The 23,541-nt window shown below is 59.8% G+C and carries 23 protein-coding genes; 12 read left to right on the forward strand and 11 right to left on the reverse strand.

What is annotated here, in order from left to right; genetic code table 11:
* Position 1 precedes the first annotated feature (1 nt).
* From rnk to cyaY, 3 genes are all read right to left on the reverse strand, one after another.
* The gene (gene rnk, locus ACYZT8_RS28790) at positions 2-412 is read right to left on the reverse strand and encodes a nucleoside diphosphate kinase regulator (protein ID WP_046045088.1); all 411 of its coding nucleotides are present in this window, start codon (positions 410-412) and stop codon (positions 2-4) included.
* 157 nt (positions 413-569) lie between these two features.
* Positions 570-788, reverse strand: coding sequence for a DUF1289 domain-containing protein (locus tag ACYZT8_RS28795; protein WP_461977770.1), 219 nt, complete (start codon positions 786-788; stop codon positions 570-572).
* A 4-nt stretch (positions 789-792) separates the two neighbouring features.
* Positions 793-1,125 carry an iron donor protein CyaY gene (gene cyaY, locus ACYZT8_RS28800; RefSeq protein WP_461977772.1) on the reverse strand — a complete coding sequence of 111 codons (333 nt, stop codon included), beginning with the start codon at positions 1,123-1,125 and terminating at the stop codon, positions 793-795.
* A gap of 337 nt (positions 1,126-1,462) precedes the next feature.
* Here cyaY and lptM point away from each other — a divergent pair, with 337 nt between their 5' ends.
* Genes lptM through ACYZT8_RS28830 form a run of 6 tightly spaced genes read left to right on the forward strand, consistent with a single transcriptional unit; the run spans position 1,463 to position 6,076 of the window.
* Positions 1,463-1,639 carry an LPS translocon maturation chaperone LptM gene (gene lptM / locus ACYZT8_RS28805; protein WP_149630712.1) on the forward strand — a complete coding sequence of 59 codons (177 nt, stop codon included), beginning with the start codon at positions 1,463-1,465 and terminating at the stop codon, positions 1,637-1,639.
* Positions 1,640-1,648: 9 nt separating this feature from the next.
* The gene (gene lysA / locus ACYZT8_RS28810; protein ID WP_461956266.1) at positions 1,649-2,896 is read left to right on the forward strand and encodes a diaminopimelate decarboxylase; all 1,248 of its coding nucleotides are present in this window, start codon (positions 1,649-1,651) and stop codon (positions 2,894-2,896) included.
* 4 nt (positions 2,897-2,900) lie between these two features.
* Entirely contained in the window at positions 2,901-3,731 is an 831-nt protein-coding gene (dapF, locus tag ACYZT8_RS28815; RefSeq protein ID WP_461956267.1) for a diaminopimelate epimerase, read from the forward strand.
* Between the two features lie 13 nt (positions 3,732-3,744).
* Entirely contained in the window at positions 3,745-4,470 is a 726-nt protein-coding gene (locus ACYZT8_RS28820) for a DUF484 family protein (protein ID WP_461977774.1), read from the forward strand.
* A gap of 2 nt (positions 4,471-4,472) precedes the next feature.
* Complete coding sequence (xerC, locus tag ACYZT8_RS28825; RefSeq protein WP_461977775.1) at positions 4,473-5,372, forward strand: tyrosine recombinase XerC; 900 nt, start codon at positions 4,473-4,475, stop codon at positions 5,370-5,372.
* The gene (locus ACYZT8_RS28830) at positions 5,369-6,076 is read left to right on the forward strand and encodes an HAD family hydrolase (RefSeq protein ID WP_461977777.1); all 708 of its coding nucleotides are present in this window, start codon (positions 5,369-5,371) and stop codon (positions 6,074-6,076) included. The genes xerC and ACYZT8_RS28830 overlap by 4 nt, the downstream gene beginning before the upstream one ends.
* Positions 6,077-6,262: 186 nt before the next feature.
* Here ACYZT8_RS28830 and sutA read toward each other — a convergent pair whose 3' ends face one another.
* From sutA to glnK, 4 genes are all read right to left on the reverse strand, one after another.
* The gene (gene sutA / locus ACYZT8_RS28835; RefSeq protein WP_461977779.1) at positions 6,263-6,589 is read right to left on the reverse strand and encodes a transcriptional regulator SutA; all 327 of its coding nucleotides are present in this window, start codon (positions 6,587-6,589) and stop codon (positions 6,263-6,265) included.
* Between the two features lie 101 nt (positions 6,590-6,690).
* A complete protein-coding gene (locus ACYZT8_RS28840) occupies positions 6,691-7,116 on the reverse strand; it encodes a secondary thiamine-phosphate synthase enzyme YjbQ (protein ID WP_461956272.1) in 426 nt (141 codons plus the stop codon).
* A gap of 214 nt (positions 7,117-7,330) precedes the next feature.
* A complete protein-coding gene (locus ACYZT8_RS28845; RefSeq protein WP_461977781.1) occupies positions 7,331-8,668 on the reverse strand; it encodes an ammonium transporter in 1,338 nt (445 codons plus the stop codon).
* 37 nt (positions 8,669-8,705) lie between these two features.
* The gene (gene glnK, locus ACYZT8_RS28850; RefSeq protein ID WP_002555808.1) at positions 8,706-9,044 is read right to left on the reverse strand and encodes a P-II family nitrogen regulator; all 339 of its coding nucleotides are present in this window, start codon (positions 9,042-9,044) and stop codon (positions 8,706-8,708) included.
* 420 nt (positions 9,045-9,464) lie between these two features.
* On the opposite strand from glnK, the gene ACYZT8_RS28855 reads away from it, so the two are divergent.
* Together ACYZT8_RS28855 and ACYZT8_RS28860 are read left to right on the forward strand one after the other, a co-directional pair.
* On the forward strand, positions 9,465-9,725 hold the full coding sequence (locus ACYZT8_RS28855; RefSeq protein WP_010465113.1) for an accessory factor UbiK family protein: 261 nt from the start codon (positions 9,465-9,467) through the stop codon (positions 9,723-9,725).
* Between the two features lie 409 nt (positions 9,726-10,134).
* Positions 10,135-10,662: a BRO-N domain-containing protein gene (locus ACYZT8_RS28860; protein WP_461977783.1), complete on the forward strand. Its 528-nt coding sequence runs from the start codon at positions 10,135-10,137 to the stop codon at positions 10,660-10,662.
* Here the strand turns inward: ACYZT8_RS28860 and ACYZT8_RS28865 are convergent.
* From ACYZT8_RS28865 to ACYZT8_RS28875, 3 genes are all read right to left on the reverse strand, one after another.
* Positions 10,659-10,802: a helix-turn-helix transcriptional regulator gene (locus ACYZT8_RS28865; protein ID WP_461977785.1), complete on the reverse strand. Its 144-nt coding sequence runs from the start codon at positions 10,800-10,802 to the stop codon at positions 10,659-10,661. The genes ACYZT8_RS28860 and ACYZT8_RS28865 overlap by 4 nt on opposite strands.
* A 125-nt stretch (positions 10,803-10,927) precedes the next feature.
* Positions 10,928-11,830 carry a hypothetical protein gene (locus tag ACYZT8_RS28870; RefSeq protein WP_461977787.1) on the reverse strand — a complete coding sequence of 301 codons (903 nt, stop codon included), beginning with the start codon at positions 11,828-11,830 and terminating at the stop codon, positions 10,928-10,930.
* A 1-nt stretch (position 11,831) separates the two neighbouring features.
* Positions 11,832-12,920 carry a type IV toxin-antitoxin system AbiEi family antitoxin gene (locus ACYZT8_RS28875; RefSeq protein WP_461977789.1) on the reverse strand — a complete coding sequence of 363 codons (1,089 nt, stop codon included), beginning with the start codon at positions 12,918-12,920 and terminating at the stop codon, positions 11,832-11,834.
* Positions 12,921-13,395: 475 nt separating this feature from the next.
* On the opposite strand from ACYZT8_RS28875, the gene ACYZT8_RS28880 reads away from it, so the two are divergent.
* Positions 13,396-14,889, forward strand: a complete 1,494-nt coding sequence (locus ACYZT8_RS28880) for a YifB family Mg chelatase-like AAA ATPase (protein WP_461977791.1) — start codon at positions 13,396-13,398, stop codon at positions 14,887-14,889.
* Between the two features lie 5 nt (positions 14,890-14,894).
* Here the strand turns inward: ACYZT8_RS28880 and ACYZT8_RS28885 are convergent, their stop codons facing one another.
* The gene (locus ACYZT8_RS28885; protein ID WP_461977793.1) at positions 14,895-16,109 is read right to left on the reverse strand and encodes an aldose 1-epimerase family protein; all 1,215 of its coding nucleotides are present in this window, start codon (positions 16,107-16,109) and stop codon (positions 14,895-14,897) included.
* A gap of 267 nt (positions 16,110-16,376) precedes the next feature.
* Here ACYZT8_RS28885 and ACYZT8_RS28890 point away from each other — a divergent pair, with 267 nt between their 5' ends.
* The 3 genes from ACYZT8_RS28890 to ACYZT8_RS28900 are packed head-to-tail and all read left to right on the forward strand — an operon-like array spanning position 16,377 to position 23,538.
* Positions 16,377-17,747: an SrfA family protein gene (locus ACYZT8_RS28890; RefSeq protein WP_461977795.1), complete on the forward strand. Its 1,371-nt coding sequence runs from the start codon at positions 16,377-16,379 to the stop codon at positions 17,745-17,747.
* A 17-nt stretch (positions 17,748-17,764) separates the two neighbouring features.
* Positions 17,765-20,830, forward strand: coding sequence for a virulence factor SrfB (locus ACYZT8_RS28895; RefSeq protein ID WP_461977797.1), 3,066 nt, complete (start codon positions 17,765-17,767; stop codon positions 20,828-20,830).
* Positions 20,827-23,538 carry a putative virulence factor gene (locus ACYZT8_RS28900; RefSeq protein ID WP_461977799.1) on the forward strand — a complete coding sequence of 904 codons (2,712 nt, stop codon included), beginning with the start codon at positions 20,827-20,829 and terminating at the stop codon, positions 23,536-23,538. Before ACYZT8_RS28895 ends, ACYZT8_RS28900 begins: the two co-directional genes overlap by 4 nt.
* Positions 23,539-23,541 lie beyond the last annotated feature (3 nt).

Below are 23,541 nucleotides of genomic sequence, written 5' to 3' on the forward strand. Positions count from 1 at the left end.
TTTATTCCGGGAAGTGGCCGCCCTCGGCCGGTTGCGATTCGACTTCCAGCAGGGTCAGCTTCAGGGTCTTGCCGCCCGGTGCCGGCCAGTCGATGTGCTGGCCAACCTTGAGGCCAAGCAGTGCACTGCCGACTGGCGCCAGAATCGAAATCTTGCCTTCGTCGGCGTTGGCATCCTTGGGGTAGACCAGCGTCAGGTGATAGTCCTTGCCACTGCCTTCTTCGCGGCAATGCACACGGGAATTCATGGTAACGACATCGGCGGGCACTTCATCGTGACCGACCAGGGTATCGGCGCGATCCAGTTCGGTTTGCAGCGCGATAACGCCCGGCAGCGTGTCATCCAGGCTGTCGATCAGGCGCTCCAGACGTTGCACGTCCAGACGGGTAAGGGTGATGGAAGGTGCGGTCATGATTGAGGCAGACTCCTTTCTTCTGCACAGAAAAAGCAAAACCCCGCCAGAAAAAGGCGGGGTTTTCACGAGCCTCGATGGGTTGAGGCGTTTCTGGACACTATCACAGCTCAATAAATATACAAGTCAGGCCCGACCACACACATCTGTAGCAGGGTCAGGCGCAGGATTTGCGCTGGGTCGCCTCGGCGCAGATGACACGGCGGCGATCATCATCCGCCGAGCGCCATTCGCGGATGTCTTCGACATGGCGAAAACAGCCCAGGCAGACCTTCTGCTCATCCAGCCGGCACACACCGCTGCACGGCGAAGGCACCGCCGGGCTGACGTTGCTGTAGAGCGGCTTGGGCGGGCGAACGGGCGCAGGCTGCGTCACGATCTCACAGGCCTTCGAAATCGAGTTCGACGCCGGCCTGCTGCATGACGATCCGCTCGAGCATTTCGCCCAGCTGCTCTTCGCTTTTGTCGCACATCCAGCGCTCGCTCTCGGCGTCGTAATCGAAGTGGAAACCACCGGACACGGCCGCCAGCCACAGCTGACGCAGCGGTTCCTGGCGGCTGAAGATCAACTGGCTGCCGTTTTCGAACTTGACGGTGAGCACACCGGCCGAGCTCTCCAGATCGATATCCAGGTCACTCTCATCGAAAACATCCTCCAGCGTCTGCTGGGTGGCATCGACCAGATCGTGGAAACGGGCTTCGGTCAAACTCATTACGGCAACCTCAAAAAGTGTCTGTTCACGCTCAAGCGCCGCAAGATACGGGCGAGCCCCGGTGATTGCAAAGGATAACGACCAAGGGCCGATATAGGTACATCAAACGCTGCACATGTGGGAGCGGGCTTGTGTGGCGAGGGGATTTATCCCCGTTGGGTTGCGAAGCAGCCCCAGCAGTTCAAGGTTAAACGGGAGTGCTTGCGACTGCTGCGCAGCCGAACGGGGATAAATCCCCTCACCACAAGCCCCGCCGGACGGGAGCCCCGTCGCATAGGCAAGCTGCCGGGTGGCCGGTATACTCCGGCGCAATTAACGCATTTTCAAGGATTTCGCCATGAAGCGCCTGATCTCTTCCCTTGCCGCGCTCCTAGCGGTTGCCTGTCTTGTGTCGGCCTGTGGTCAAAAAGGCCCGCTGTACCTGCCCGACGATTCCCAGGACCCTGCCGAGCAGGCCAAGTCGTCGCAAAAGCAGCCTGCTTCCAAAGCACACAAGCACGACGTCTACCAATAAGGGAACGCCATGGACGCTTTTAACTACCGTGACGGTGAGCTGTTCGCGGAAGGTGTTGCCCTGTCCGCCATCGCCGAGCGCTTTGGCACACCGACTTACGTCTACTCCCGCGCCCACATCGAAGCCCAGTACCTGGCTTACGCCGATGCGCTGGCCGGCATGCCGCACCTGGTCTGCTTTGCGGTCAAGGCCAACTCCAACCTGGGTGTACTGAATGTCCTGGCGCGTTTGGGCGCCGGTTTTGACATCGTTTCCCGTGGCGAGCTGGAACGCGTACTGGCCGCTGGCGGCAGCGCCGACAAGATTGTGTTCTCTGGTGTCGGCAAGACCCGTGACGACATGCGTCGCGCCCTGGAAGTCGGCGTTCATTGCTTCAACGTCGAATCCACCGATGAGCTGGAGCGTCTGCAAGTGGTCGCCGCCGAACTGGGCGTTCGCGCACCGATCTCGCTGCGCGTGAACCCGGACGTCGATGCCGGCACGCACCCGTACATTTCCACCGGTCTCAAAGAGAACAAGTTCGGCATCGCCATCGCCGACGCCGAAGACGTGTACATCCGCGCCGCCCAGTTGCCCAACCTGGAAGTGGTCGGCGTCGATTGCCACATCGGTTCGCAACTGACCACCCTGCCGCCCTTCATCGACGCCCTCGACCGCCTGCTGGGCCTGGTCGACCGTCTCGGCGATTGCGGCATTTACCTGCGCCACATCGATCTCGGTGGTGGTTTGGGCGTGCGTTATCGCGATGAAGAGCCGCCATTGGCTGCCGACTACATCAAAGCCGTGCGCGAGCGTCTCGACGGTCGTGACCTGGCACTGGTGTTCGAGCCGGGCCGTTTCATCGTCGCCAACGCCGGCGTGTTGCTGACCCAGGTCGAATACCTCAAGCACACCGAACACAAAGACTTCGCCATCGTCGATGCGGCCATGAACGACTTGATCCGCCCGGCGCTGTACCAGGCCTGGATGGACGTCACCGCCGTGCGCCCTCGCGCTACCGCCGCTCGTGCCTACGACATCGTCGGCCCGATCTGCGAAACCGGCGACTTCCTGGCCAAGGATCGTGAACTGGCCCTGGAAGAAGGCGACTTGCTGGCCGTGCATTCGGCCGGTGCTTATGGGTTTGTCATGAGTTCCAACTACAACACCCGCGGCCGTGCCGCTGAAGTGTTGGTGGACGGTGATCAGGCATTTGAAGTGCGTCGCCGTGAGACGGTAGCCGAGTTGTTTGCTGGCGAAAGCCTGCTGCCGGAGTAATCCCATGCTGCTGCGTTTTACCAAGATGCACGGCCTGGGCAATGACTTCATGGTCCTCGACCTGGTCAGCCAGCACGCACACATCCTGCCCAAGCATGCCAAGCAATGGGGCGATCGGCACACTGGCATCGGTTTCGACCAGTTGCTGATCGTCGAAGCGCCGAGCAACCCGGACGTGGATTTCCGTTACCGGATCTTCAACTCCGACGGTTCCGAAGTGGAACAGTGCGGCAACGGTGCGCGCTGTTTCGCCCGCTTCGTGCTCGACAAGCGCCTGACTGCCAAACGGCAGATTCGCGTCGAGACCAAAAGCGGCATCATCGAACTGGATATTCGCAGCGACGGCCAGATCGGTGTCAACATGGGCGCACCGCGCCTGGTGCCGGCCGAGATTCCGTTCGAGGCGCCAGAACAGGCCCTGAGTTATAAGCTCGATGTCGAGGGTGCGACGGTTGAACTGGCCGCTGTGTCCATGGGCAACCCCCATGCCGTACTGCGGGTCAGCGACATCAACAACGCACCGGTGCATGAACTGGGGCCGAAAATCGAACACCACCCGCGCTTCCCGGCGCGGGTCAATGTCGGTTTTCTCCAGGTCATCGACCGGAACCGCGCGCAGTTGCGCGTCTGGGAACGTGGCGCCGGGGAAACCCAGGCCTGCGGAACCGGCGCGTGCGCTGCCGCAGTGGCTGCGATCAGCCAGGGGTGGATGGATTCGCCGCTGTTGATCGACCTGCCTGGCGGGCGTCTGTCCATTGAATGGGCAGGCCCTGGCCAACCGGTCATGATGACCGGTCCGGCAGTACGCGTTTATGAAGGACAAGTGCGTCTTTGAGAGAGTCGAATACATGAAAGATAAGCCCCAGGTTCCCGCCCAACAGCCCGACGAATCCCCTTCCGAAAGCCTTGAGGCGGCGGCGATTGCCGCGTACCTGGAGGCTCATCCGGATTTCTTCGTCGAGCATGAAGAACTGCTCCCGGACTTGCGCATTCCGCACCAGCGCGGCGATACCGTCTCGCTGGTCGAGCGCCAGATGAAGATCCTGCGCGACCGCAACATCGAGCTGCGTCATCGCCTCTCGCACTTGATGGATGTAGCCCGCGACAACGACCGCCTCTTCGACAAAACCCGCCGCCTGATTCTCGCGCTGATGGACGCCAACAGCCTGGAAGACGTGGTGATCAGCGTCGAAGACAGTCTGCGTCAGGACTTTCAGGTGCCTTTTGTCAGCTTGATCCTGCTGGGCGACAACCCGATGCCAGTGGGCCGCTGGGTCACCCATGCCGAGGCGCAAACGGCCATTGGCGGCTTGCTCTCGGAAGACAAAAGCGTCAGCGGCAGCCTGCGTGAGCACGAACTGGACTTCCTGTTCGGCGAAGAACAACGCAAGCAGATCGGCTCCACCGCCGTCGTCGCCATCAGCTTTCAAGGCATCCACGGCGTCCTGGCCATCGCCAGCCGCGACCCGCAGCACTACAAAAGCTCGGTCGGCACGCTGTTTCTGAGCTACATCGCCGAAGTCATGGGCCGCGTACTGCCTCGGGTCAACAGCTCCCTGCGCTCGGTACGCTGACCATGGAACGGCAACTGGACGCTTACTGCGAACACCTGCGCAGTGAGCGACAGGTGTCGCCCCACACGCTGTACGCCTACCGCCGCGACCTCGACAAAGTGCTGGGCTGGTGCGTCAAACAGAACATCAGCAGTTGGGCCGCACTGGATATCCAGCGTCTGCGCAGCCTGATCGCGCGCCTGCATTCACAGGGCCAATCGTCCCGCAGCCTGGCACGGCTGCTGTCGGCAGTCCGTGGGCTCTATCACTACCTGAACCGCGAAGGTCTTTGCGATCACGACCCGGCCAACGGTTTGGCGCCGCCCAAGGGTGAACGACGGCTGCCGAAAACCCTCGACACCGACCGCGCACTGCAGCTGCTTGAAGGCGCGGTGGAGGATGATTTCCTGGCGCGTCGGGATCAGGCGATTCTGGAACTGTTCTATTCCTCGGGTCTGCGGCTTTCCGAACTGACCGGACTCAATCTGGATCAGCTGGATCTGGCCGACGGCATGGTTCAGGTGCTCGGCAAGGGCAGCAAGACCCGACTGCTTCCGGTGGGCAAAAAAGCCCGCGAAGCCCTGGATCTGTGGCTGCCCTTGCGGGCGATGACCAACCCGGCGGACGACGCGGTGTTTGTCAGCCAGCAAGGCCGGCGCCTTGGGCCTCGGGCGATTCAGGTCCGGGTCAAGGCGGCCGGCGAGCGCGAGCTGGGGCAGAATCTGCACCCGCACATGCTGCGGCACTCCTTTGCCAGCCACTTGCTCGAATCCTCACAAGACTTGCGCGCCGTACAGGAATTGCTCGGCCACTCGGACATCAAGACCACCCAGATCTACACCCACCTGGACTTCCAGCACCTGGCCACGGTCTACGACAGCGCCCATCCACGGGCCAAACGCATTAAGGGCGATGATTCATGACCATCCAATTGATCACCTTCGACCTCGACGACACCCTGTGGGACACCGCCCCGGTGATCGTCAGCGCCGAAGCCGTACTGCGTGAATGGCTGACCGAGCACGCACCAAACCTGGGCGCGGTGCCGGTAGAGCATTTGTGGGCCATTCGCGAGCGGGTCCTGAGCAGCGAACCGAGCCTCAAACACCGCATCAGTGCGCTGCGGCGCCGGGTGTTGTTCCATGCGCTGGAAGAGGCCGGCTACGGCCACGGCGAGGCTTCGGACCTGGCCGACAAGAGTTTTGAAGTGTTCCTGCATGCCCGGCACCAGATCGAGGTGTTCCCTGAAGTCGAACCGACGCTGGAGACGCTGGCCAGGCATTACGCCTTGGGCGTAGTCACCAACGGCAACGCCGATGTGCGCCGGTTAGGGCTGGCGGATTACTTCAAGTTTGCGTTGTGCGCCGAGGACATCGGCATCGCCAAGCCCGATGCGCGACTGTTTCATGAGGCGTTGCAGCGTGGTGGTGCGACGGCGGAGACGGCGGTGCATATCGGCGATCATCCCGGCGATGACATTGCCGGAGCGCAGCAGGCGGGGTTGCGGGCGATCTGGTTTAACCCGGCGGGCAAGGTGTGGGAAGCCGACAAGGCGCCGGATGCGGAGATTGGCAGCCTGACCGAGTTGCCGGCGTTGCTGGCGCGATGGAATGCGGCTTCGACCTGACACAAAACCTGTGGGAGCGGGCTTGCCCGCGATAGCTGACTATCAGCCAGCATTACTGTTGGATCTGATGGCCTCATCGCGGGCAAGCCCGCTCCCACAGGGTGCCCGTCAACTTCGACTACTTTCCCCCGCCCATGAAAAAGCCCGCAGCGACGGCGGGCTTTTTCAGCAAGCAAGGGCAGACGCTTAGATAGGCCGGCTGCCGTACTTGTTGTCAGGCTTCTTGGGAGGATCGGCGACCACATTGGCCTCCACTTCCTGCACCTTGCCGCCTTTGGCCAAAAACTCTTCCATGGCCCGCGCGAGAGCATCGCGTTCCTTGTTCTTGGCTTCAACGCTCGGCAGTTCATCGACCGACACCGCAGCCTTGGCTTTGCCTTTGGCAGTAGGGGCCGGCGTATCCTCGCCACCGTCGTCTTCAACGACGTCGTCCGTCGCTGCTTCCAGACCTTCTTCGGTTTCGTCTTCGTCGCCTACTTCCAGGTCGTCGTTTTCCAGATCATCGTCGCTCATGTTCTACCTCATGACTTGCGAAAAGCAGATTAGTTATAGCCCAGCTTCACCGTCTGTCGACAGCCGCCGGAAAAATTCAATAACCGCTGGTGACCAGCGGTTCATGCCTCTTCACCGTGCACGGTGGCGAGGACTTTACGGGCACCGCCAAAATCACGGTGCTCGCCCAGATAAACGCCTTGCCAGGTCCCCAGCGCCAGTCGGCCTGCCGAAATCGGCAAACTGAGCTGACAGCCAAGCACGCTGGCCTTGAAGTGCGCCGGGAGGTCGTCCAGGCCTTCGTCGTTATGCTCATAGCCGTCTGCTCCTTGTGGGATCAGACGATTGAAAAATCGTTCGAAGTCGAGACGTACCGCCGGATCGGCGTTCTCGTTGATAGTCAACGACGCCGAGGTATGCTGCAGCCACAAGTGCAACAGACCGACCCGACACGCCTTGATTTCAGGCAGGCCGGCGAGTAACTCGTCCGTTACCAGATGAAAGCCCCGGGGCCGTGCCCGCAGGGTAATCAGAGTCTGTTGCCACATACAGTTCTCCGCTCGTTCGGGGCGCATTCTAGCGCGCTCAGGGAAAAAACAAAGGCCCTAATATTCCTTCAATCGTGTAAGCCATTGGCCGCAGAAAAGCGCCCGTCGTAAACGCCCCTAAACGTGTAAGAAAAAACCTTTCAGCATTCCCTCCGCTGACAAAACCCAGACAAAAAAATGCCCGGCAAGCCGGGCAAGTTTTATATGCGCGTGCTTACAAGTTGTAGCCGCGTTCGTTGTGGAGTGCCAGGTCGATGCCGACGGCCTCTTCTTCTTCAGTGATACGCAGGCCCATCACAGCATCCAGGACCTTGAGAATGATGTAGGTGACGATCGCCGTGTAGATCACCGTGAAGCCGACGCCTTTGCACTGAATCCAGACTTGAGCGGCGATGTCGGTAACGGTGCCGAAGCCACCCAGGGACGGTGCAGCGAACACACCGGTCAGGATTGCGCCGAGGATACCGCCGATACCGTGTACACCGAAGGCGTCCAGGGAATCGTCATAACCGAGTTTACGTTTCAGGGTGGTTGCGCAGAAGAAGCACACCACGCCCGCTGCCAGGCCGATCACCAGAGCGCCCATCGGGCCCACGGTGCCAGCGGCCGGGGTGATGGCAACCAGACCGGCCACAACACCCGAAGCGATACCCAGCGCACTTGGTTTGCCGTGAGTGATCCACTCAGCGAACATCCAGCCCAGTGCAGCAGCGGCGGTGGCGATCTGAGTGACCAGCATCGCCATACCGGCGGTGCCGTTGGCCGCAGCGGCGGAGCCGGCGTTGAAGCCGAACCAGCCGACCCACAGCATCGCGGCGCCCATCAGGGTGTAACCGAGGTTGTGCGGCGCCATCGGCGTGGTCGGGAAGCCTTTGCGCTTGCCCAGTACCAGGCAGGCAATCAGACCGGCCACACCGGCGTTGATGTGCACCACGGTGCCGCCGGCGAAGTCGAGTACGCCCCAGTCCCACATCAGGCCGCCGTTGCCGGACCAGACCATGTGCGCAATCGGTGCGTAAACCAGGGTGAACCACACGCCCATGAAGATCAGCATGGCGGAGAACTTCATCCGCTCGGCGAAGGCACCGACGATCAGCGCAGGGGTGATGATGGCGAAGGTCATCTGGAAGGTGATGAACACCGCCTCAGGGAACAGCGCCGCAGGACCGGTCAGGCTCGAAGGCGTGACACCGGCGAGGAACGCCTTGCCCATGCCGCCGAAGAACGAGTTGAAGTTGACGACGCCCTGCTCCATGCCGGTGGTGTCGAACGCGATGCTGTAGCCATAAATGACCCACAGAATGCTGATCAGACCGGTAATGGCGAAGCACTGCATCATCACGGAAAGAATATTTTTCGACCGAACCATGCCGCCGTAGAACAGCGCGAGGCCGGGAATGGTCATGAACAGCACGAGGGCTGTCGAGGTCATCATCCAGGCGGTGTCGCCGGAGTTGAGGACTGGGGCCGCCACTTCGTCTGCCGCCATAGCCAGGCTGGGCATTACGAGGGACAACAGGGCTCCTAGCCCTGCGAATTTACGCAGAGTCATATTGTTTTCTCCTGGGGCGTTGGGTTTGTGGCGGCGTTTAAATCGCGTCGGTATCGGTTTCGCCGGTACGAATGCGAATCGCCTGTTCCAGATTGACCACGAAGATCTTGCCGTCACCGATCTTGCCGGTGTTGGCTGCCTTGGTTATCGCCTCGATAACCCGGTCCAGATCCTTGTCGTCAATGGCGACATCGATCTTCACCTTGGGCAGGAAATCGACCACGTATTCCGCGCCGCGATACAGCTCGGTGTGACCCTTCTGCCGACCGAAGCCTTTGACTTCAGTAACGGTAATGCCCTGCACGCCGATCTCGGACAGCGACTCGCGCACGTCGTCCAACTTGAACGGCTTGATGATGGCAGTGACTAGCTTCATGAAAACTCTCTCCCGAATTGGTGGACTTGCCCCAGGAAAACAAACCCGACTCAAGTCTAAGCGCAGTGCCTGGCTTTGTAACGCATCGTCGGCCTTTTGATTGCCCCTCCGACGCCTGCTAACCACTCCGCGCGAAACACTTCCCCCGTTCCGCTTGGCGCACTGCATTCGTCACAGCGACTGCATCAGTGCATGGGTCACTACCGACTAAGCAGAAAGCTTGCCATCTCGCCAAAACCCACTGAATTCAATCCCTTGAACGCTTCATACCTCCGCTTCACCCAGCCAGCCCGGCGGATACGCACAACAACAGTGCGCGGCCGTCCGTCCTCATGCGCGAAAAGCGTGCATCCCTGCGGTCGGAATTGACTATAGACACTGCGTGATACACTGCCCGCCATTGTTGACAGGACATTCCCCATGCTCGCACCCAAAGACTTCCTCGACGCCCTGAGCGGCACCGCTTCGCGCCTCTTCAGCGGCGAAACCCCGTTGCCGAAAAGCGAAATCGAAAGCCAGTTCAAGGCACTGCTGCAGAGCGGCTTCAGCAAGCTGGACCTGGTGAGCCGGGAAGAGTTTGACAGCCAGATGGTCGTGCTGGCACGGACCCGGGCACGGTTGGAGAGCCTTGAGGCGAAGGTGGCGGAGCTGGAAGCGAAGCTCAATCCGCCGGCCGAGTAACCCCATCGATCCCACGGTGAAGCCCAATCCACTGTAGGAGCGAGCCTGCTCGCGATAAGGTCGGAACGACCTTCAGATTTACCTGTAGGCGTTGCCAAGGGCGGCGAGCTTTTGATCTTCCGCCCCGCCATAATCTCGGCAACGTCCTACAAAGATCACCACCGCCGTCCGATAGCGCCGCGAAGCCCAGGTTCCTAAGCTCATCCTCAGCTGAATATTCAGCACTGGGTTTGGCGACCTGGAAGCTTAAGGCGCACGGCGACCATCTCTCGAGTCATGGCGGCTGTGCGTGGGAGACCTTCGGGTCTGCCGGGTTCCTTTTGCTCCGGTTCGCCAACCCGCGTACAGCTGCCACCCAATCGTTTGGCGACGATTGACGGCAGCCTCTTTAGCAAAAGGAGCTGTAACAATGAATAGCGATGACTCTTATCTAATCCCCCACGTCTTCATCCGCCACAAACTCCACCTTCACGCGCTTTTGATCGAAAACCAGCCTTGGTTCAGCGCCCGAGACCTGGGCCGTCTGCTTCGCCTTTTCCTCGACGAACGCGCCGTCCGAAAGCTCGATCCCGATCAACACCAATCCGCGCGAGTCGTCATCCACGGCACCCTGGAAAACACCCTGCTGATCAGCGAATCCGGCGTCTACGCCCTGCTCGTCTACCATTACTGCCCCGAATACCGAGGCCTGCGCGAATGGCTGACCCACGACGTAGTGCCGGCCCTCAGAGATGCCCAACAACCGACGTCAACTGAACGCCCGGTCCTGAGCCTGCTGAACTGGCCGGAGATGTCATTGAGTTTGCTGCACTGGAATAACCAGCCGTGGATTCGGTTGCAGGATGTTCCGCAAATGCTGCCGGAGGGTGAACGGTCGCGACCGGCGGTCAATGCACCGTGGTGGAAGCGTGCTTCGCGGATGCTGCAATCGCTTTAAATGGCTAAAGCGTGACCACGTTCGATTTCGGCTTTACGCAGATCGTAAGTCGCTTGCAGGTTCAGCCAGAACTCGGGCGTGGTGTTCAGGCAGCGAGAGAACTTCCTCGCTAGATCAACACTGACACAACGCTGGTGCATCACGATTTCGTTTACAGCTCTTAACGACTCGTTCAATGAACGAGCTACCTCCGTACTTCATGTCCACGACCTGGAGAGAACAATCCGAAGCGATTATTGGACGGTCCTCCGAAAGTAGGAACGATTCAGCCATTGCGGATTAGCCGCAAAACCTCGGTCACAAGCCCGGTAGCGAACCGCTGATCTCGAACCCGCTCATCAGCGGTTTCCTCGTCGCGACCATGGAGAAACTGACCGTACAGCACCGGTCCGGTAAGGAGGTAACCTTCGACACCATTCCCTTCCGCAAACTTCCTTTGTAGTGCGTCGATCCCGTCATTGATTGCCTCAGGATGCTCTTGGGTTTGGATTTTCTCGAGGAATTGTGACGCGATGTAGTCTGGGGTGCCTGCATAGCGCATTACGTGGATCAGGTCACCCGCATCCTTAGGCTCCCCACGCGAGTCGAACGCAAGTGCTTTGAGGATAATGAAAGCCACGACGTCGGCATAACGAATGGTTTCAATCGCGATGCCAGCATCATCGAGCAATTGAGCAGTAACTTGCTTCTCATCAAACCATGCGTGCGTGATCCCGGCGTGCTCAATCGCAAGTGCCGACACATTCTCGCCGACAACAACAACTTTGTTACCAGGATCATGGTCATCCGCACCTCGTAGAAACTCGACCAATACGTACTCGTGTTCCGAAATATTCCGCTTCCAGCGCCAACCCGAACCCCAGCCGTTGTCCTCAACGAAGCGTTCAAAGCCCCTCTCACCGAGTTGATCGTCTAGCGATGCGTATCCCTTGCCTTCGGCAATGAGTTGAATATTCAGGACAACATCGACATCCGAGGTTCCAAAGTGCGCAGGTACATCAGGCGGCGTAGCAGGGGTCAGGTACCGGGGAACAAGTCCGCCCACCAAACGGAGGGTCGATTTTAGCGTGCCAAATGCGCCCAAGAGCGTGACTAGTACACGCTCACATGTCTCGGTATGGTCAAGGGAGTAACCCTGTGCGGTTTTTGGCTTAGGTCCAAGTGCCATTTCAAATCTCCAAAATGTCCTGTCGTAACTGGGCAGCAAGCTCTGCGTTTCTTCCCCGACCGTCAAGGAGGTCGAGGTATTGGATGAATGGGCTTGCTAACCACGCACCTTCGTATTGCTGTCGAAACAACATGCCGGCACCACTACGCTCAATCAGTACGACGTTGTACCCCTTCTCCGCAGGAGTCAAAGCCAGTTCTTTCACAAAATCGTCAGGTGACGCAGGTGAAACGGCAATCTCGGCTATGTCCACGCTTGTCAACAGAGGGGACTGTATGTTCGCAGCTATCGCCCCCGTAAACGCCCAGTCCGTCCATGCGCCGGCCTGCATCACCTCCTCTGTGAGCCTTGTCATAAGTTGCTTCGGGTTCGAACAGAACAGGTACCAGCGGGTTCGCTTCTCTTTGGCTTTTGTCCACTCCTTCGCCCATGCATCTAGCAATGCACCAGGTCTTATTAGCTTTCGTCGTTTGTCACGTCCCCGCCCCTCCGATTCAACAACCCATTCACGCCGTTCCAGCTCTTGAAGCACACCGGACACTGAGTAAACTGAGGTTTCGGATAGTTCCGCAAGCTGAACACCCGTGAACCATTCACCCTTAGTTTGAAGAAGAGCATGGACAACCTTCTCCCGCGAGCCGGTGAAGAGCGGGAGTGGGCGTTGCTCACGAGCTGAGGCGTGGGGTCGGTCGATGTGTATAAACCAGCGATCATGGCGCAGATACAGTGAACCACTGGCATCGTAGTATCCGATATTTCTAATTTTCAGTTCTTCGCGGGCACCATTGCTCAATCTTTCAGCGACCACCATAGGCACGACTTGGGTAGGCCGATCAGTTCTTGCTCGGTAACCATCAAGAACCCAAACGGCGCTCCTAACATCCCGTGGATAGGCTTCCTGCAACAACTCGATGGGGACAGTCCAATGACCTTCAGGTGTAGCAATTTCTAGCACAGCATCGACCTCGTGATCTGTGCTCGACACGTGGTATGAAATTCCTTCAACCGATACACCGGTCGCTTCCTTCAGCGTCGTAATGAAGGTATCCAGCAAGAGTTTCTGCTTAAAAATCGGCTTGGTCTTAGGCATGTCTTTTCCAGATAACAAGGTGGCAAGTAACCGTTCCTTATGGAATTATCATAGTTTATCTGCACGGATAAACAAGCTAAAAACTCTTTTCGTTATGGAATAACGCTTTGTTATCTGTACAGATAACAAAGCTAAATCACATAAACCAGAAGATAATTAGGCATAACGAAGCATAATGAAGCGCGGCAATAGCGGGTAATAACGGGATAGATCAATTAATACTCTCAAAAACCAAGGCTGGACCAGCGCGCACACCCTTCCGTCGCCGTCATTCATTGACCCAGGCAAAAGTCCTGCAAAACCTTCCCGCGATTGACTACGTCGGCAACCACACTCGCTTACGCTTCATTGCTAGAAAGACACTCGCAATATCCAGTGAAAGTTTGCCGCCTCATTCGTCACTCCGAAACACGGCGCTCCGGCTACCCTTCAAAAAACCGCAGGAAGCGGTTCCCGTAAAGCTCAAGGAACGACCATGTCCCTCTCCATCGTCCACAGCCGCGCCCAGATTGGCGTGGATGCGCCTGCCGTCACCGTCGAAGTCCATCTGGCCAACGGTTTGCCATCGCTGACCATGGTCGGGTTGCCCGAAGCGGCAGTAAAGGAAAGCAAGGACCGGGTGCGAAGCGCGATCATCAATTCGGGCCTGCAATTTCCGGCGCGGCGTATCACCCTGAATCTCGCTCCAGCTGATTTGCCGAAGGACGGCGGACGATTCGATCTGGCGATCGCCCTGGGGATTCTGTCCGCCAGCGTGCAGGTGCCGACGCTGACGCTGGATGACATTGAATGCCTGGGAGAATTGGCGCTGTCAGGCGCGGTACGTTCCGTGAGAGGCGTATTGCCGGCTGCACTGGCCGCACGCAAGGCCGGGCGCTCGCTCATGGTGCCGCGGGCGAATGCCGAGGAGGCGTGCCTGGCGTCGGGATTGAAGGTGATTGCCGTCGACCATCTGCTGGAAGCGGTCGCGCACTTCAATGGACATACGCCCGTCGAGCCCTATGTTTCCAACGGGTTGCTCTACGCCAGCAAGCCCTATCCGGACTTGAATGAAGTGCAGGGCCAACTTTCGGCCAAGCGTGCCTTACTGATTGCGGCGGCGGGCGCTCATAACCTGTTGTTCAGCGGTCCGCCGGGTACGGGGAAAACGCTGCTGGCGAGTCGTTTGCCGGGTCTCCTTCCTCCTTTGGCCGAAAATGAGGCACTGGAAGTCGCCGCCATTCAATCCGTCACCAGTTGCGTGCCCTTGAGCCACTGGCCGCAAAGGCCCTTCCGCCAACCCCATCACTCGGCCTCAGGCCCGGCGTTGGTAGGCGGTGGCTCGAAGCCGCAACCCGGCGAAATCACTCTCGCCCACCATGGCGTTCTATTCCTCGATGAGCTTCCGGAATTCGACCGCAAAGTGTTGGAGGTTTTGAGAGAACCGCTGGAATCCGGCCACATCGTAATTTCCCGAGCCAAGGATCGCGTTCGATTTCCGGCACGTTTTCAATTGGTGGCCGCAATGAACCCGTGCCCCTGTGGATATCTTGGCGAACCCAGCGGCAAATGCAGTTGCACACCGGACATGGTCCAGCGCTACCGCAACAAACTATCGGGGCCACTGCTGGATCGCATCGACTTGCACCTGACCGTCGCTCGGGAAGCCACCGCGTTGAATCCTGCGCTCAAACCCGGCGATGACACCGCCACCGCCGCGCTGCTGGTCGCCGACGCAAGAGAGCGGCAACACAAACGCCAGGGCTGCGCGAACGCATTCCTTGATCTGCCGGGCCTTCGAAGACACTGCAAGTTATCCACAATCGACGAAACCTGGCTGGAAACAGCGTGTGAACGACTGACCTTGTCGCTGAGGTCCGCGCATCGATTGCTAAAGGTAGCGCGAACCCTCGCAGACCTTGAGCAGGTGGATGGCATCACCCGTAGCCATCTGGCAGAAGCGCTGCAATACCGGCCGACCTCCAGCTGATGAAATCACTCTTTGGTGAGGTCCACCAAGGGCGTCTGCCGCACCTCGGTTTCCCGCCCGTTTTGAATGTCACTCACCCGCTTCAACGCCTTATCCACAGCCCCTTTATCCGCCAACAAGCTATAGCTGATCTGAAACTGCTTGTGTTCCTTCGGCGCAATCGTCGGCACCAGCCCCAGCGGCCGCTGATAGCGCCGGTTATAGGAAAAGCTGGTCCCCGGCTCGAGCCCGGTGACATAGCCCTGGCCTTGGGTATCGGTGTTTTTCCACAGCGAAAACACTGGCAGCGTTTGAGTGTTGAAGCCGAGCGAAACGCCCAAGCTGCCCGCCTTGTTATGCAACACAGTCAACGTATCGCCCTTCGCATCGCCATACGGCACAACGTTGTAAACCGTCTCGTCATAGTCCTTGGTCGGCGCACGGTAAGTCTGCCAGTCCGGCAAATCCCCTTTGGCCTTGTCGTTGAACGGCGAAACCTGCTTCACCGGCGCAGCAAAACGCGCGCCCTGTTCCAGAAACGGAGTGCTGAAGTTGCTGTGGTAAAGCGCTTGATACTCCTTCGGATAATCACCGTTGTTGGTCAGGGTGTCGTTCAGGGCAAACGAAACGCTGCCGGGCTCAGTGACCAGTTCAGTCACCACCGAGAAGTCGACTTTCTTGAACGCCTGCTCTTTCAGCTCGCCGCGCAGACTGATGGCGTACGGCGGTTTTTCATCTATATGCAGGGTAACTTTGCTGGCCGGGATGTTGGCTGCTCGGCCATGCAGGGTCAGAAGTTCACCGTTATCCATACCGGGATGGCCGACCCATTCGTAGCCGCAGCGGGCGACCAGTTCGTTGAAGCCTTCGAGCCAGCCCAGTCCGCCACGGCCATTGAGCTCGATGAAGGACGGATTGACCACATCCTTGACCGGCGAATCCCAGCCCATGCGCACATCACCGACAGACGCTTGCAAGACGTTCATCCCGCGAGTCGGTACCACCGAGAGTTTCATTGTGCCGTTATCGATGTCGACGATGCTGACGCCCTCCTGCCGGCCGCCGTGCAAGGTGCGCAGGGTGACGGAGAACGGTTTGTCGGTTTTTACGCCGAGTTGTTGGCTGGTGATCTGCCAGTTCTGGGCAGCCTTGTCTGTGTCGAGCAGCACGTAATCCCAGGCCATGGCGTGGGAGGCAGCGGTCAGCGCGCCAAGGGCGACGGCGAGTTTGAGCAGGGTCATGAGGAAAGCCTTTCTTGGAGTTGTGCATTTTTTATAGCGCTGATGAAACGTTTCAGCAAGCTTAAAAAAGCGGACGTCCGACCCTTACAAAGTCAATTCACATTGACCTCATGCAACCTCCGCACACTTACGCTAGTCTCATACGGTTTGGGACCTCCTCTGATTGACGGCGACATCATTATGACATTAAGGTCGCCAGCTAATTGCAGGAGCAAGAGCAGACACCTCTGTCTGTCATTTTTGCGCAGCGGAACATATGGAGTTTGAATGCGCGGGGCACTATTACGCAGCGGTAAGAGCGGGTCATTCACTGCCCTGGGCGAGACAGGTCAACCGGTTTACCGGGCGGCCCTGCAATTGCGCGAAGCCATTCGCCGCAAGAATCCCGACATGGTCGATCACCTGGCCATTCCTCAAAGCGACGAACTTGGAAACCAGATCGATTGGTACAGCGGCCTCGACGGCGATGTCATCCCGTGGAGCAGCGCGACCGAAGAAGAACGCGCACCTGCCCGTCGCCAACTTGAAGCCCTGAAGACTGCCCTCGATGAGTTGAGCCAGCGTTTCCTGGGCACTGACCCGGCCGAACAGCAGCAAGGCGACAAAGCCGTGTTCGGCAAGTTGCTCAAACGCGTCATTCATTTCCCTGACGAAAACTTCGTCTACCTGGTGCAAGGCAAGCCGGTATTGACCTTTTGGGGTTTCGAGCACGCCGGTACCGGCAATCGCGATCCCCTGCACTGCCTTTATCAGGTTCCGCCCGTATTCACGCTGCCACCCGTGGTCGAAGAACCGGTTGTAGTGCCCGTCGTGCCGGTGGTGGCTCGTCCGTGGTGGCGTCGTTGGTGGTGGCTGTTGCTGCTGCCGTTCTTGTTGCTGCTGTTGTGGCTGTTGCTCGGCTTGCGCGGTTGCGTGCCGATTCCGTTGGTGGCGGTGGACTTGCTGCCTGAAGGCATCGTGCCGGTGGAAAAACAGCTGGAAGAGCCGCAACTGACCGGCAATGCCACAACAGTGAATGGCGTTCCCGTCACCGGCACCGTCACAGGGGCCACCACAGGCACAGCCGTGAACGGCACTCATGGCGTGGAAGCTCCGGCGGTTGAAGGTAACGAAGCTGACACCGCGCCCGCCGGCGTCACACAAGACCCGGCAGCCGAATCCCCAACAGCCCCAACCACGCCACCCGACGCCAAAACCGAGGCGCCTGCCGTCACTCCGCCCGACGCGCAAAAATCCGAGGCCGCAGCCGCAACCACTAAAACGGGCCCGCCCCTGAGCATTCCGGCTGACGCCGCCGACGGTGCCGCCAAGTTCCTCGATGGTCAGTACCGTGCCGGCGCCGGCATTCAGGATCGCCGGACCGGCAAGCCCCTGCGTCTGGAATACCAGCTCAAGGACGGTAAGGGCGAAGTCACCGTACACCAGGCCGACGGTACGAAGTGCAGCGGGCCAGTGAGCGCTACCATGAAGGGAGGCAGCCTCGCCATCGACAGCCAGGGCCAGGCCGTGTGCGGCGATGGCAGCACTTACGACATGCCCAAGGTCAACTGCCGCAAAGGGGCGACCACGGTCGCGGACTGCACCGGCGGTTACGGAAAAGATCAATTCCCCATGTCCATGCGGCAGATGGGCGAATAAGACTGGAATAACCCGACATGTTGCCTGAAGTCACCCAATTCGAAGACACCGTCACGCTCGTCAGTGACACCGGTATCCAGTTCATGGATTTCGCCCTGCGCCTGGATCCTCGCAAGGAACCGGCGGGCGAGTTCGCGCCGATGATCAGCGGGCTGATCTGCCGCCTGATGTACAACGAAGAGAAAGACTTCTACTTCTACGAGCCCGAACCGGAAAAGGTCGAGAAGGCCAAACCGGCGTTCAGCGTCGACATGAAAAGCAGCCTGGAACTGCTGGATGGTGTCTGGCTGCCGACGCCGTTTTTCCGTTTCATGCCGCCGCACCGCTTCGACGAAGGCCCGACCAACTGGTCGCGGATGCGCCTGGTGAAACTGGCCACGCCAGACATCGACGGCAACACCCACCGCCTGACGATGGCGTTCGACAGCCGCGTCATGCCCAAGCGTGACGGCACCGCCTACCTGGCGCCGAACGAAGAAGACATCAGCTCCGGCGTGTCCTTCAAACTGGCGACCAAGGCCAGCGAAACCCGTTGGTTCCTGGCCCAGCCGTGGGTTAACGAGTGGCTGCTCGAAGTGTTCAACGAAGGCAACGCCCATCGTTCACGCGAAGAGCTCGACATCGACATCCGCGCCAACCATCACCTGGCGCACTACCTCAACCTGCTAAGTCTGTTGAGCACGCCGTCCGCGGCGGCGCAGTCGACGGCCAGGCCGAAGGTGGAAATCCCTGAACTGAAAGTGGTCGCCAATGACAGCAATGGCCTGGTCAAACCGATTCCGGTGGACCTGGTGCTGGACGTCGGCAACTCGCGCACCTGCGGCATCCTGATCGAGAACCATGGTCAGGCCGGCTCCGGGCTGAAGCAGAATTACGTGCTGGAACTGCGCGACCTGATCACCCCTGAACACACTTACAACCTGCCGTTCGAAAGCCGAGTCGAGTTCGCCCAGGCGTATTTCGGCAAGGACCATTGTTCGGTCAAGAGCGGCCGTCACGATGCGTTCCAGTGGGCGACGATCGCCCGCGTCGGCAACGAGGCAAGCCGTCTGGCCAGCCGCCGTCGCGGCACAGAAGGCTCGACTGGCCTGTCCAGCCCGAAACGTTACCTGTGGGACGAAAACGCCTACGGCCACGGCTGGCGTTTCAACTGCTCCTACATCAAGACCGACAACGAGCCGTACGCCACGGCCGCGCCGTTCTCGCACCTGATCAACGAAACCGGCGAGGCACTTTACAGCCTCGAAGAAGACGATCGTCTGCCGGTGTTCATGCCGCGTTACTCGCGCAGCTCGCTAATGACGTTCATGCTCGCCGAAGTGCTGGCCCAGGCGCTGTCGCAAATCAACAGCCCGGCCCAACGCTCCCGCCAGGGTCACACCCGCGTGCCGCGCCAGCTCAACAGCATCACCCTGACCGTGCCACCGGGCATGCCGCAGGCCGAGCGCAGCATTCTCAACGAACGCATGCTGCAAGCCATCGGCCTGGTGTGGAAAAGCCTCGGCTGGCACGCCGGCGAGGAAGATCCACATCAGGATCAGGCCGCCAGCCCGCGCACGCCGATCCCGAGCATTCGCGTGGAATGGGACGAAGCCTCGTGCGGCCAGTTGGTGTACCTGTACACCGAGGTCAACGAGAACTTCGCCGGTCACCCGGAAGAGTTTTTCGACACCATCGCCCGGCCGGACAAGACCGATCGCGAACGCATTACCCTGGCGACCATCGACATCGGTGGCGGCACCACGGACCTGGTCATCACTGACTATCGCCTCGACCGCGCCGGCAACACGGGCAGCGGCAGCAACGTGCACATCGTGCCCGAGCAGCGTTTTCGCGATGGTTTCAAAGTAGCCGGCGACGACATCCTGCTGGACGTGATTCAGGACTTCATCCTGCCGAGCTTCGAGAAGGCTTTGCAGAATGCCGGCGTGAAAGCCCCGGATTCGTTGATGTCGCGGCTGTGCGGTGATGAGTCGGTCAGCGCCCAGGACATGATCCTGCGCCAGCAATTGAACCTTCAGGTGTTTGCACCGTTGGGCCTGGCGTTGCTCAAGGCTTACGAGCATTACGACCCGCAAGTTCCGCAGGAAGTCAGCCCGCAAAGTTATCGCCAGTTGCTGGGCGACAACGCGATCAGCCAGACCGTGCTCGACTACGTCAACGCCGCCGTGCGCCGCGATGTCGGTGGCCAGAGCGGTTTCGACCTGTACGAATCGCTGATCGGCTTCGACCTGCAAAAGCTCCACGCCGCGTTCCTCAACGATCAGATCAACATTACCAAAATCCTTGGTGCGCTCTGTGAAGTGGTCGCCCATTACCCGTGCGATGTCCTGCTGCTGACCGGCCGCCCTTCGCGGCTGCCCGGTATCCAGGCTTTTATTCGCAAGGTGCTGCCGCTGCCACCGGGGCGCATCCTGGCGCTGCAGAATTACCGCACCGGCGGCTGGTACCCGTTCCACAAGAACGGCCGCATCGACGACCCGAAAAGTACCGCTTCGGTCGGCGCCATGCTGTGCCTGTTGTGCGCCAACCACAGCGTGCCGAACTTCTACTTCCGTTCTTCGGCGCTCAAGCCGTATTCGACGGTCAAGCACATCGGCGTCATCGACCTGAACAACGTGATCAAGGATGCCGACGTGCTGTACCGCGACATCCAGTCCGAAGATTACAAAATCAAGTTGCCGGAAATCGGTACGGGCGATGACGCCGACACGCCGCAGCTGGAAATGCGCGGCGATCTGCGCCTCGGTTTCCGCCAGTTGGCCGCCGATCGCTGGGCCGCTTCGCCGCTGTACACCCTGCGTTTCACCAAGGCCGGTCGGGAGAAATTCTCCCGCGCGATCGGTGAAAACGGCAGTGCGCCGCTGCTCAAGGTGCGCTTCGAGGTCAAAGCGGCCGACAAGTACACGCGCAAGCAGGATCTGGTCAGCGACCGTCTCTCGGTACGCGACATCGAATCCAACAGCAGCAACGTCAACTTCAACCCGCGCAGCGACCTCGAGCTGGAACTCAACACCATGCTCGACGCCGGCCTGAGCGAGACCAAGTACTGGCTCGACAGTGGAAGTGTGAAACGCAAATGAACGACCTGACCCCCGAACAAACTCAGCTCTCAGCCAGTTGGGCCGCTGTTTATGAAGGTGCCGGTCAGGCGCTGGAATGGATTGGCCAGACGCGTGGCAACGCGCCGCGCCTGGACAGCGAAGCCGATAACCTCAACATCCGCTTGCACCGCGCCCGCAACCTGGCTCACAGCCTGGGTCGCGTGGCCTGCACGCCGATGACCATCGGCTTTTTCGGCCTGTCCCAGGCCGGTAAGTCCTACCTGATCTCGGCCCTCGCGGCCGGTCAGAACGGCAAACTGGAAACCGATTTCGGTGGCCAGCGCCTGGACTTCATCAAGCACATCAATCCGGTGGGTGGCGGCAAGGAAGCCACCGGCCTGGTGACGCGCTTCAGCCGCCGCGCCACGCCGAGCCAGGATCCGCAGTTCCCGGTCGAACTGACACTGTTCAAGGAAATCGAGCTGGCGAAGATTCTCGCCAACTCCTGGTTCAAAGACTTCGACCTTGAGCGGATCTCCTACGAGATCGACGAAGAGCGCATCCAGCGCGTGCTGAAACCGTTTGAAGGCCGCGAAACCGGGCCGATGCAACCGGGCGTCAGCGCCGACGATCTGGTGTCGTTGTGGGATTACCTGCGGGACAACTTCCGCAACTCGGTGAAGAAGCTTGAGCACCTGTATTGGCCCACGGCGTTGCAACTGGCACCACGGCTGAATTTCCAGGAACGTGCCGAGCTGTTTTCCATCCTGTGGGGTGAGCAAAGCGAGCTGACGCGCGTGTATCAGCAACTGGCCGGCGCGCTGCACAAGCTGGGCCTGCCCGAGACTGTATTCGCGCCACTAAAGGCTTTGGTGAGTTTCGAAAACGACACTTACAGCCAGCGCGACAGCATCATGAACGTCGACATCCTCGAGCGTTTCGGCAGCCCGCTGGACGTGCCGATTGACGTGCGGCCCCAGGTCGATGGACGCCTGCAAAACAGCCAGGGCATCCCCGTTGCGCAACTGGCGGCACTGACCGCCGAGATGACCTTCGGGCTGATCGAAGCCCCGGCGGACGACATCGTCAACCAGGTCGACTTGCTGGACTTCCCCGGTTATCGCGGGCGCAAAAAACTGCACGAGATCGCCGACTCCAACGACCCGGAGTCCGCCACCAAGGACAACTCCGTCTCGCAGCTGATCCTGCGCGGCAAGGTCGCTTACCTGTTCGAACGCTACACCGACAACCAGGAAATGAACGCGCTGGTGGTCTGCACCGGTTCGACCAAACAGAGCGACGTCAATGACGTCGGCCCGGTGCTGACGCGCTGGATCGAGAAGACCCAAGGCCCCGACGCCACCGCCCGAAGCAAACGCGACACCGGCCTGATCTGGGCGCTGACCATGCTCGACCTGCGCATCACCAACTCCCTGAGCCTGACGCCTGATCAGTACGACGAGAGCTGGAATGGCATGGTCAAGCTGACCATGCTCGAACGCTTCGGCAGCCTGAGCTGGATGAACGACTGGGCCGGCACACCGTTCCAGAACACCTTCCTGGTGCGCAAACCACGCATGGATGCGGCGTTCATCGTTCAAGACGCCAGCGGCGCCGAAACCGGCCTCAACGCCAGCTACCAGGAACGCGTTGACGCCTTGGGTACAAGCTTTGCCGGCAATGAGCTGGTGTGCAAACACATCAGCAATCCTGCCAACGCCTGGAAAGAAATGCTGCGCAACGATGACGGTGGCATCAGCCACTTCAGCGGCAGCTTCAAGGGCGTGGCGAACATTGAATTCAAACTGCAACGCATCCGCGAGCAGCTGAACGAATGCCTCGAAGGCCTGACCACTCACGGCCTGAGCACCTGGTATCACGCCGATGGCGACGGTGCCGCAGCCGCCAAGAAAGCCCAGGCACAGATGATTCTGTCGGGCCTGGGCCGTCGCCCGGCCGTGCTCGGCGAGTTCATTGATGAACTCGACATGCCGAGCGAATCGGTGCGCGACCTGTACCTCAGCGGTGTGTACGAAACCGATGACGCGCCCGCCGCCAGCGATGAACCGGCCGCCCCGACGCCGAGCCAGAGCCTGTACGGCAACGACGCCGGTTTCGACTTCGATTTCGGCGATGATCTGAGCCACGAAGCGCCGGTCAGCAGCAAAACCAGCACCCCAGTTCCGGAACTGCAAAGCAACGAACACCGTTTTGCCAAAGCCGCGTTCAAGGCCTGGATTGCACACCTGCGCGAGCTGACCACCCGTCAAAGCTTGCTCAACCTGCTGGGGCTCGAAAAGGCACTGATCGAAGCGGTGGTCGACGAACTGATCACCGCCGGTTACCGCCAGGACTTGCCGGGACAACTGAGCCGTGCGGTGCTCAAACGTGCGCAAAGCGGCGCGCGGCGCGATCAACTGGTCGAGCGCCAAGTGCTGGAAGTGCAACGTGTGCTGCGCGATTTCGTGTCCTGGTTCGGCTACCTGCAGAAACCGGTCAACGAGCGCCCGAATAGTCGTGCGGGTGCCAAAGCGCCGTTGTTCTCGTTCTACACCGACATCGATCCTGGACAAGTGCCGGTGCTGCCGCCACAACCGGCGAACCAGGCGCAGCGGTATCTGGGCGACTGGCTCTCGGGCCTGGCTTACATCACACAGGACAACGCCGGCCATGGTGCCGGTCGCGAAATCACCCCTGAACAGAATGAACGGCTGGGCCATGTGCTCACAGCCTTCACAGCGAGATAAGCA

Source organism: Pseudomonas sp. LB3P93 (genome assembly GCF_054898025.1).

What these genes read in the sequence shown, in the direction of transcription:
- rnk (WP_046045088.1), bottom strand. Translation starts at nt 412, where the DNA reads ATGACCGCACCTTCCATCACCCTTACCCGTCTGGACGTGCAACGTCTG.
- cyaY (WP_461977772.1), bottom strand. Translation starts at nt 1,125, where the DNA reads ATGAGTTTGACCGAAGCCCGTTTCCACGATCTGGTCGATGCCACCCAG.
- lptM (WP_149630712.1), top strand. Translation starts at nt 1,463, where the DNA reads ATGAAGCGCCTGATCTCTTCCCTTGCCGCGCTCCTAGCGGTTGCCTGT.
- lysA (WP_461956266.1), top strand. Translation starts at nt 1,649, where the DNA reads ATGGACGCTTTTAACTACCGTGACGGTGAGCTGTTCGCGGAAGGTGTT.
- dapF (WP_461956267.1), top strand. Translation starts at nt 2,901, where the DNA reads ATGCTGCTGCGTTTTACCAAGATGCACGGCCTGGGCAATGACTTCATG.
- ACYZT8_RS28820 (WP_461977774.1), top strand. Translation starts at nt 3,745, where the DNA reads ATGAAAGATAAGCCCCAGGTTCCCGCCCAACAGCCCGACGAATCCCCT.
- xerC (WP_461977775.1), top strand. Translation starts at nt 4,473, where the DNA reads ATGGAACGGCAACTGGACGCTTACTGCGAACACCTGCGCAGTGAGCGA.
- ACYZT8_RS28830 (WP_461977777.1), top strand. Translation starts at nt 5,369, where the DNA reads ATGACCATCCAATTGATCACCTTCGACCTCGACGACACCCTGTGGGAC.
- sutA (WP_461977779.1), bottom strand. Translation starts at nt 6,589, where the DNA reads ATGAGCGACGATGATCTGGAAAACGACGACCTGGAAGTAGGCGACGAA.
- ACYZT8_RS28840 (WP_461956272.1), bottom strand. Translation starts at nt 7,116, where the DNA reads ATGTGGCAACAGACTCTGATTACCCTGCGGGCACGGCCCCGGGGCTTT.
- ACYZT8_RS28845 (WP_461977781.1), bottom strand. Translation starts at nt 8,668, where the DNA reads ATGACTCTGCGTAAATTCGCAGGGCTAGGAGCCCTGTTGTCCCTCGTA.
- glnK (WP_002555808.1), bottom strand. Translation starts at nt 9,044, where the DNA reads ATGAAGCTAGTCACTGCCATCATCAAGCCGTTCAAGTTGGACGACGTG.
- ACYZT8_RS28855 (WP_010465113.1), top strand. Translation starts at nt 9,465, where the DNA reads ATGCTCGCACCCAAAGACTTCCTCGACGCCCTGAGCGGCACCGCTTCG.
- ACYZT8_RS28860 (WP_461977783.1), top strand. Translation starts at nt 10,135, where the DNA reads ATGAATAGCGATGACTCTTATCTAATCCCCCACGTCTTCATCCGCCAC.
- ACYZT8_RS28865 (WP_461977785.1), bottom strand. Translation starts at nt 10,802, where the DNA reads ATGCACCAGCGTTGTGTCAGTGTTGATCTAGCGAGGAAGTTCTCTCGC.
- ACYZT8_RS28870 (WP_461977787.1), bottom strand. Translation starts at nt 11,830, where the DNA reads ATGGCACTTGGACCTAAGCCAAAAACCGCACAGGGTTACTCCCTTGAC.
- ACYZT8_RS28875 (WP_461977789.1), bottom strand. Translation starts at nt 12,920, where the DNA reads ATGCCTAAGACCAAGCCGATTTTTAAGCAGAAACTCTTGCTGGATACC.
- ACYZT8_RS28880 (WP_461977791.1), top strand. Translation starts at nt 13,396, where the DNA reads ATGTCCCTCTCCATCGTCCACAGCCGCGCCCAGATTGGCGTGGATGCG.
- ACYZT8_RS28885 (WP_461977793.1), bottom strand. Translation starts at nt 16,109, where the DNA reads ATGACCCTGCTCAAACTCGCCGTCGCCCTTGGCGCGCTGACCGCTGCC.
- ACYZT8_RS28890 (WP_461977795.1), top strand. Translation starts at nt 16,377, where the DNA reads ATGCGCGGGGCACTATTACGCAGCGGTAAGAGCGGGTCATTCACTGCC.
- ACYZT8_RS28895 (WP_461977797.1), top strand. Translation starts at nt 17,765, where the DNA reads ATGTTGCCTGAAGTCACCCAATTCGAAGACACCGTCACGCTCGTCAGT.
- ACYZT8_RS28900 (WP_461977799.1), top strand. Translation starts at nt 20,827, where the DNA reads ATGAACGACCTGACCCCCGAACAAACTCAGCTCTCAGCCAGTTGGGCC.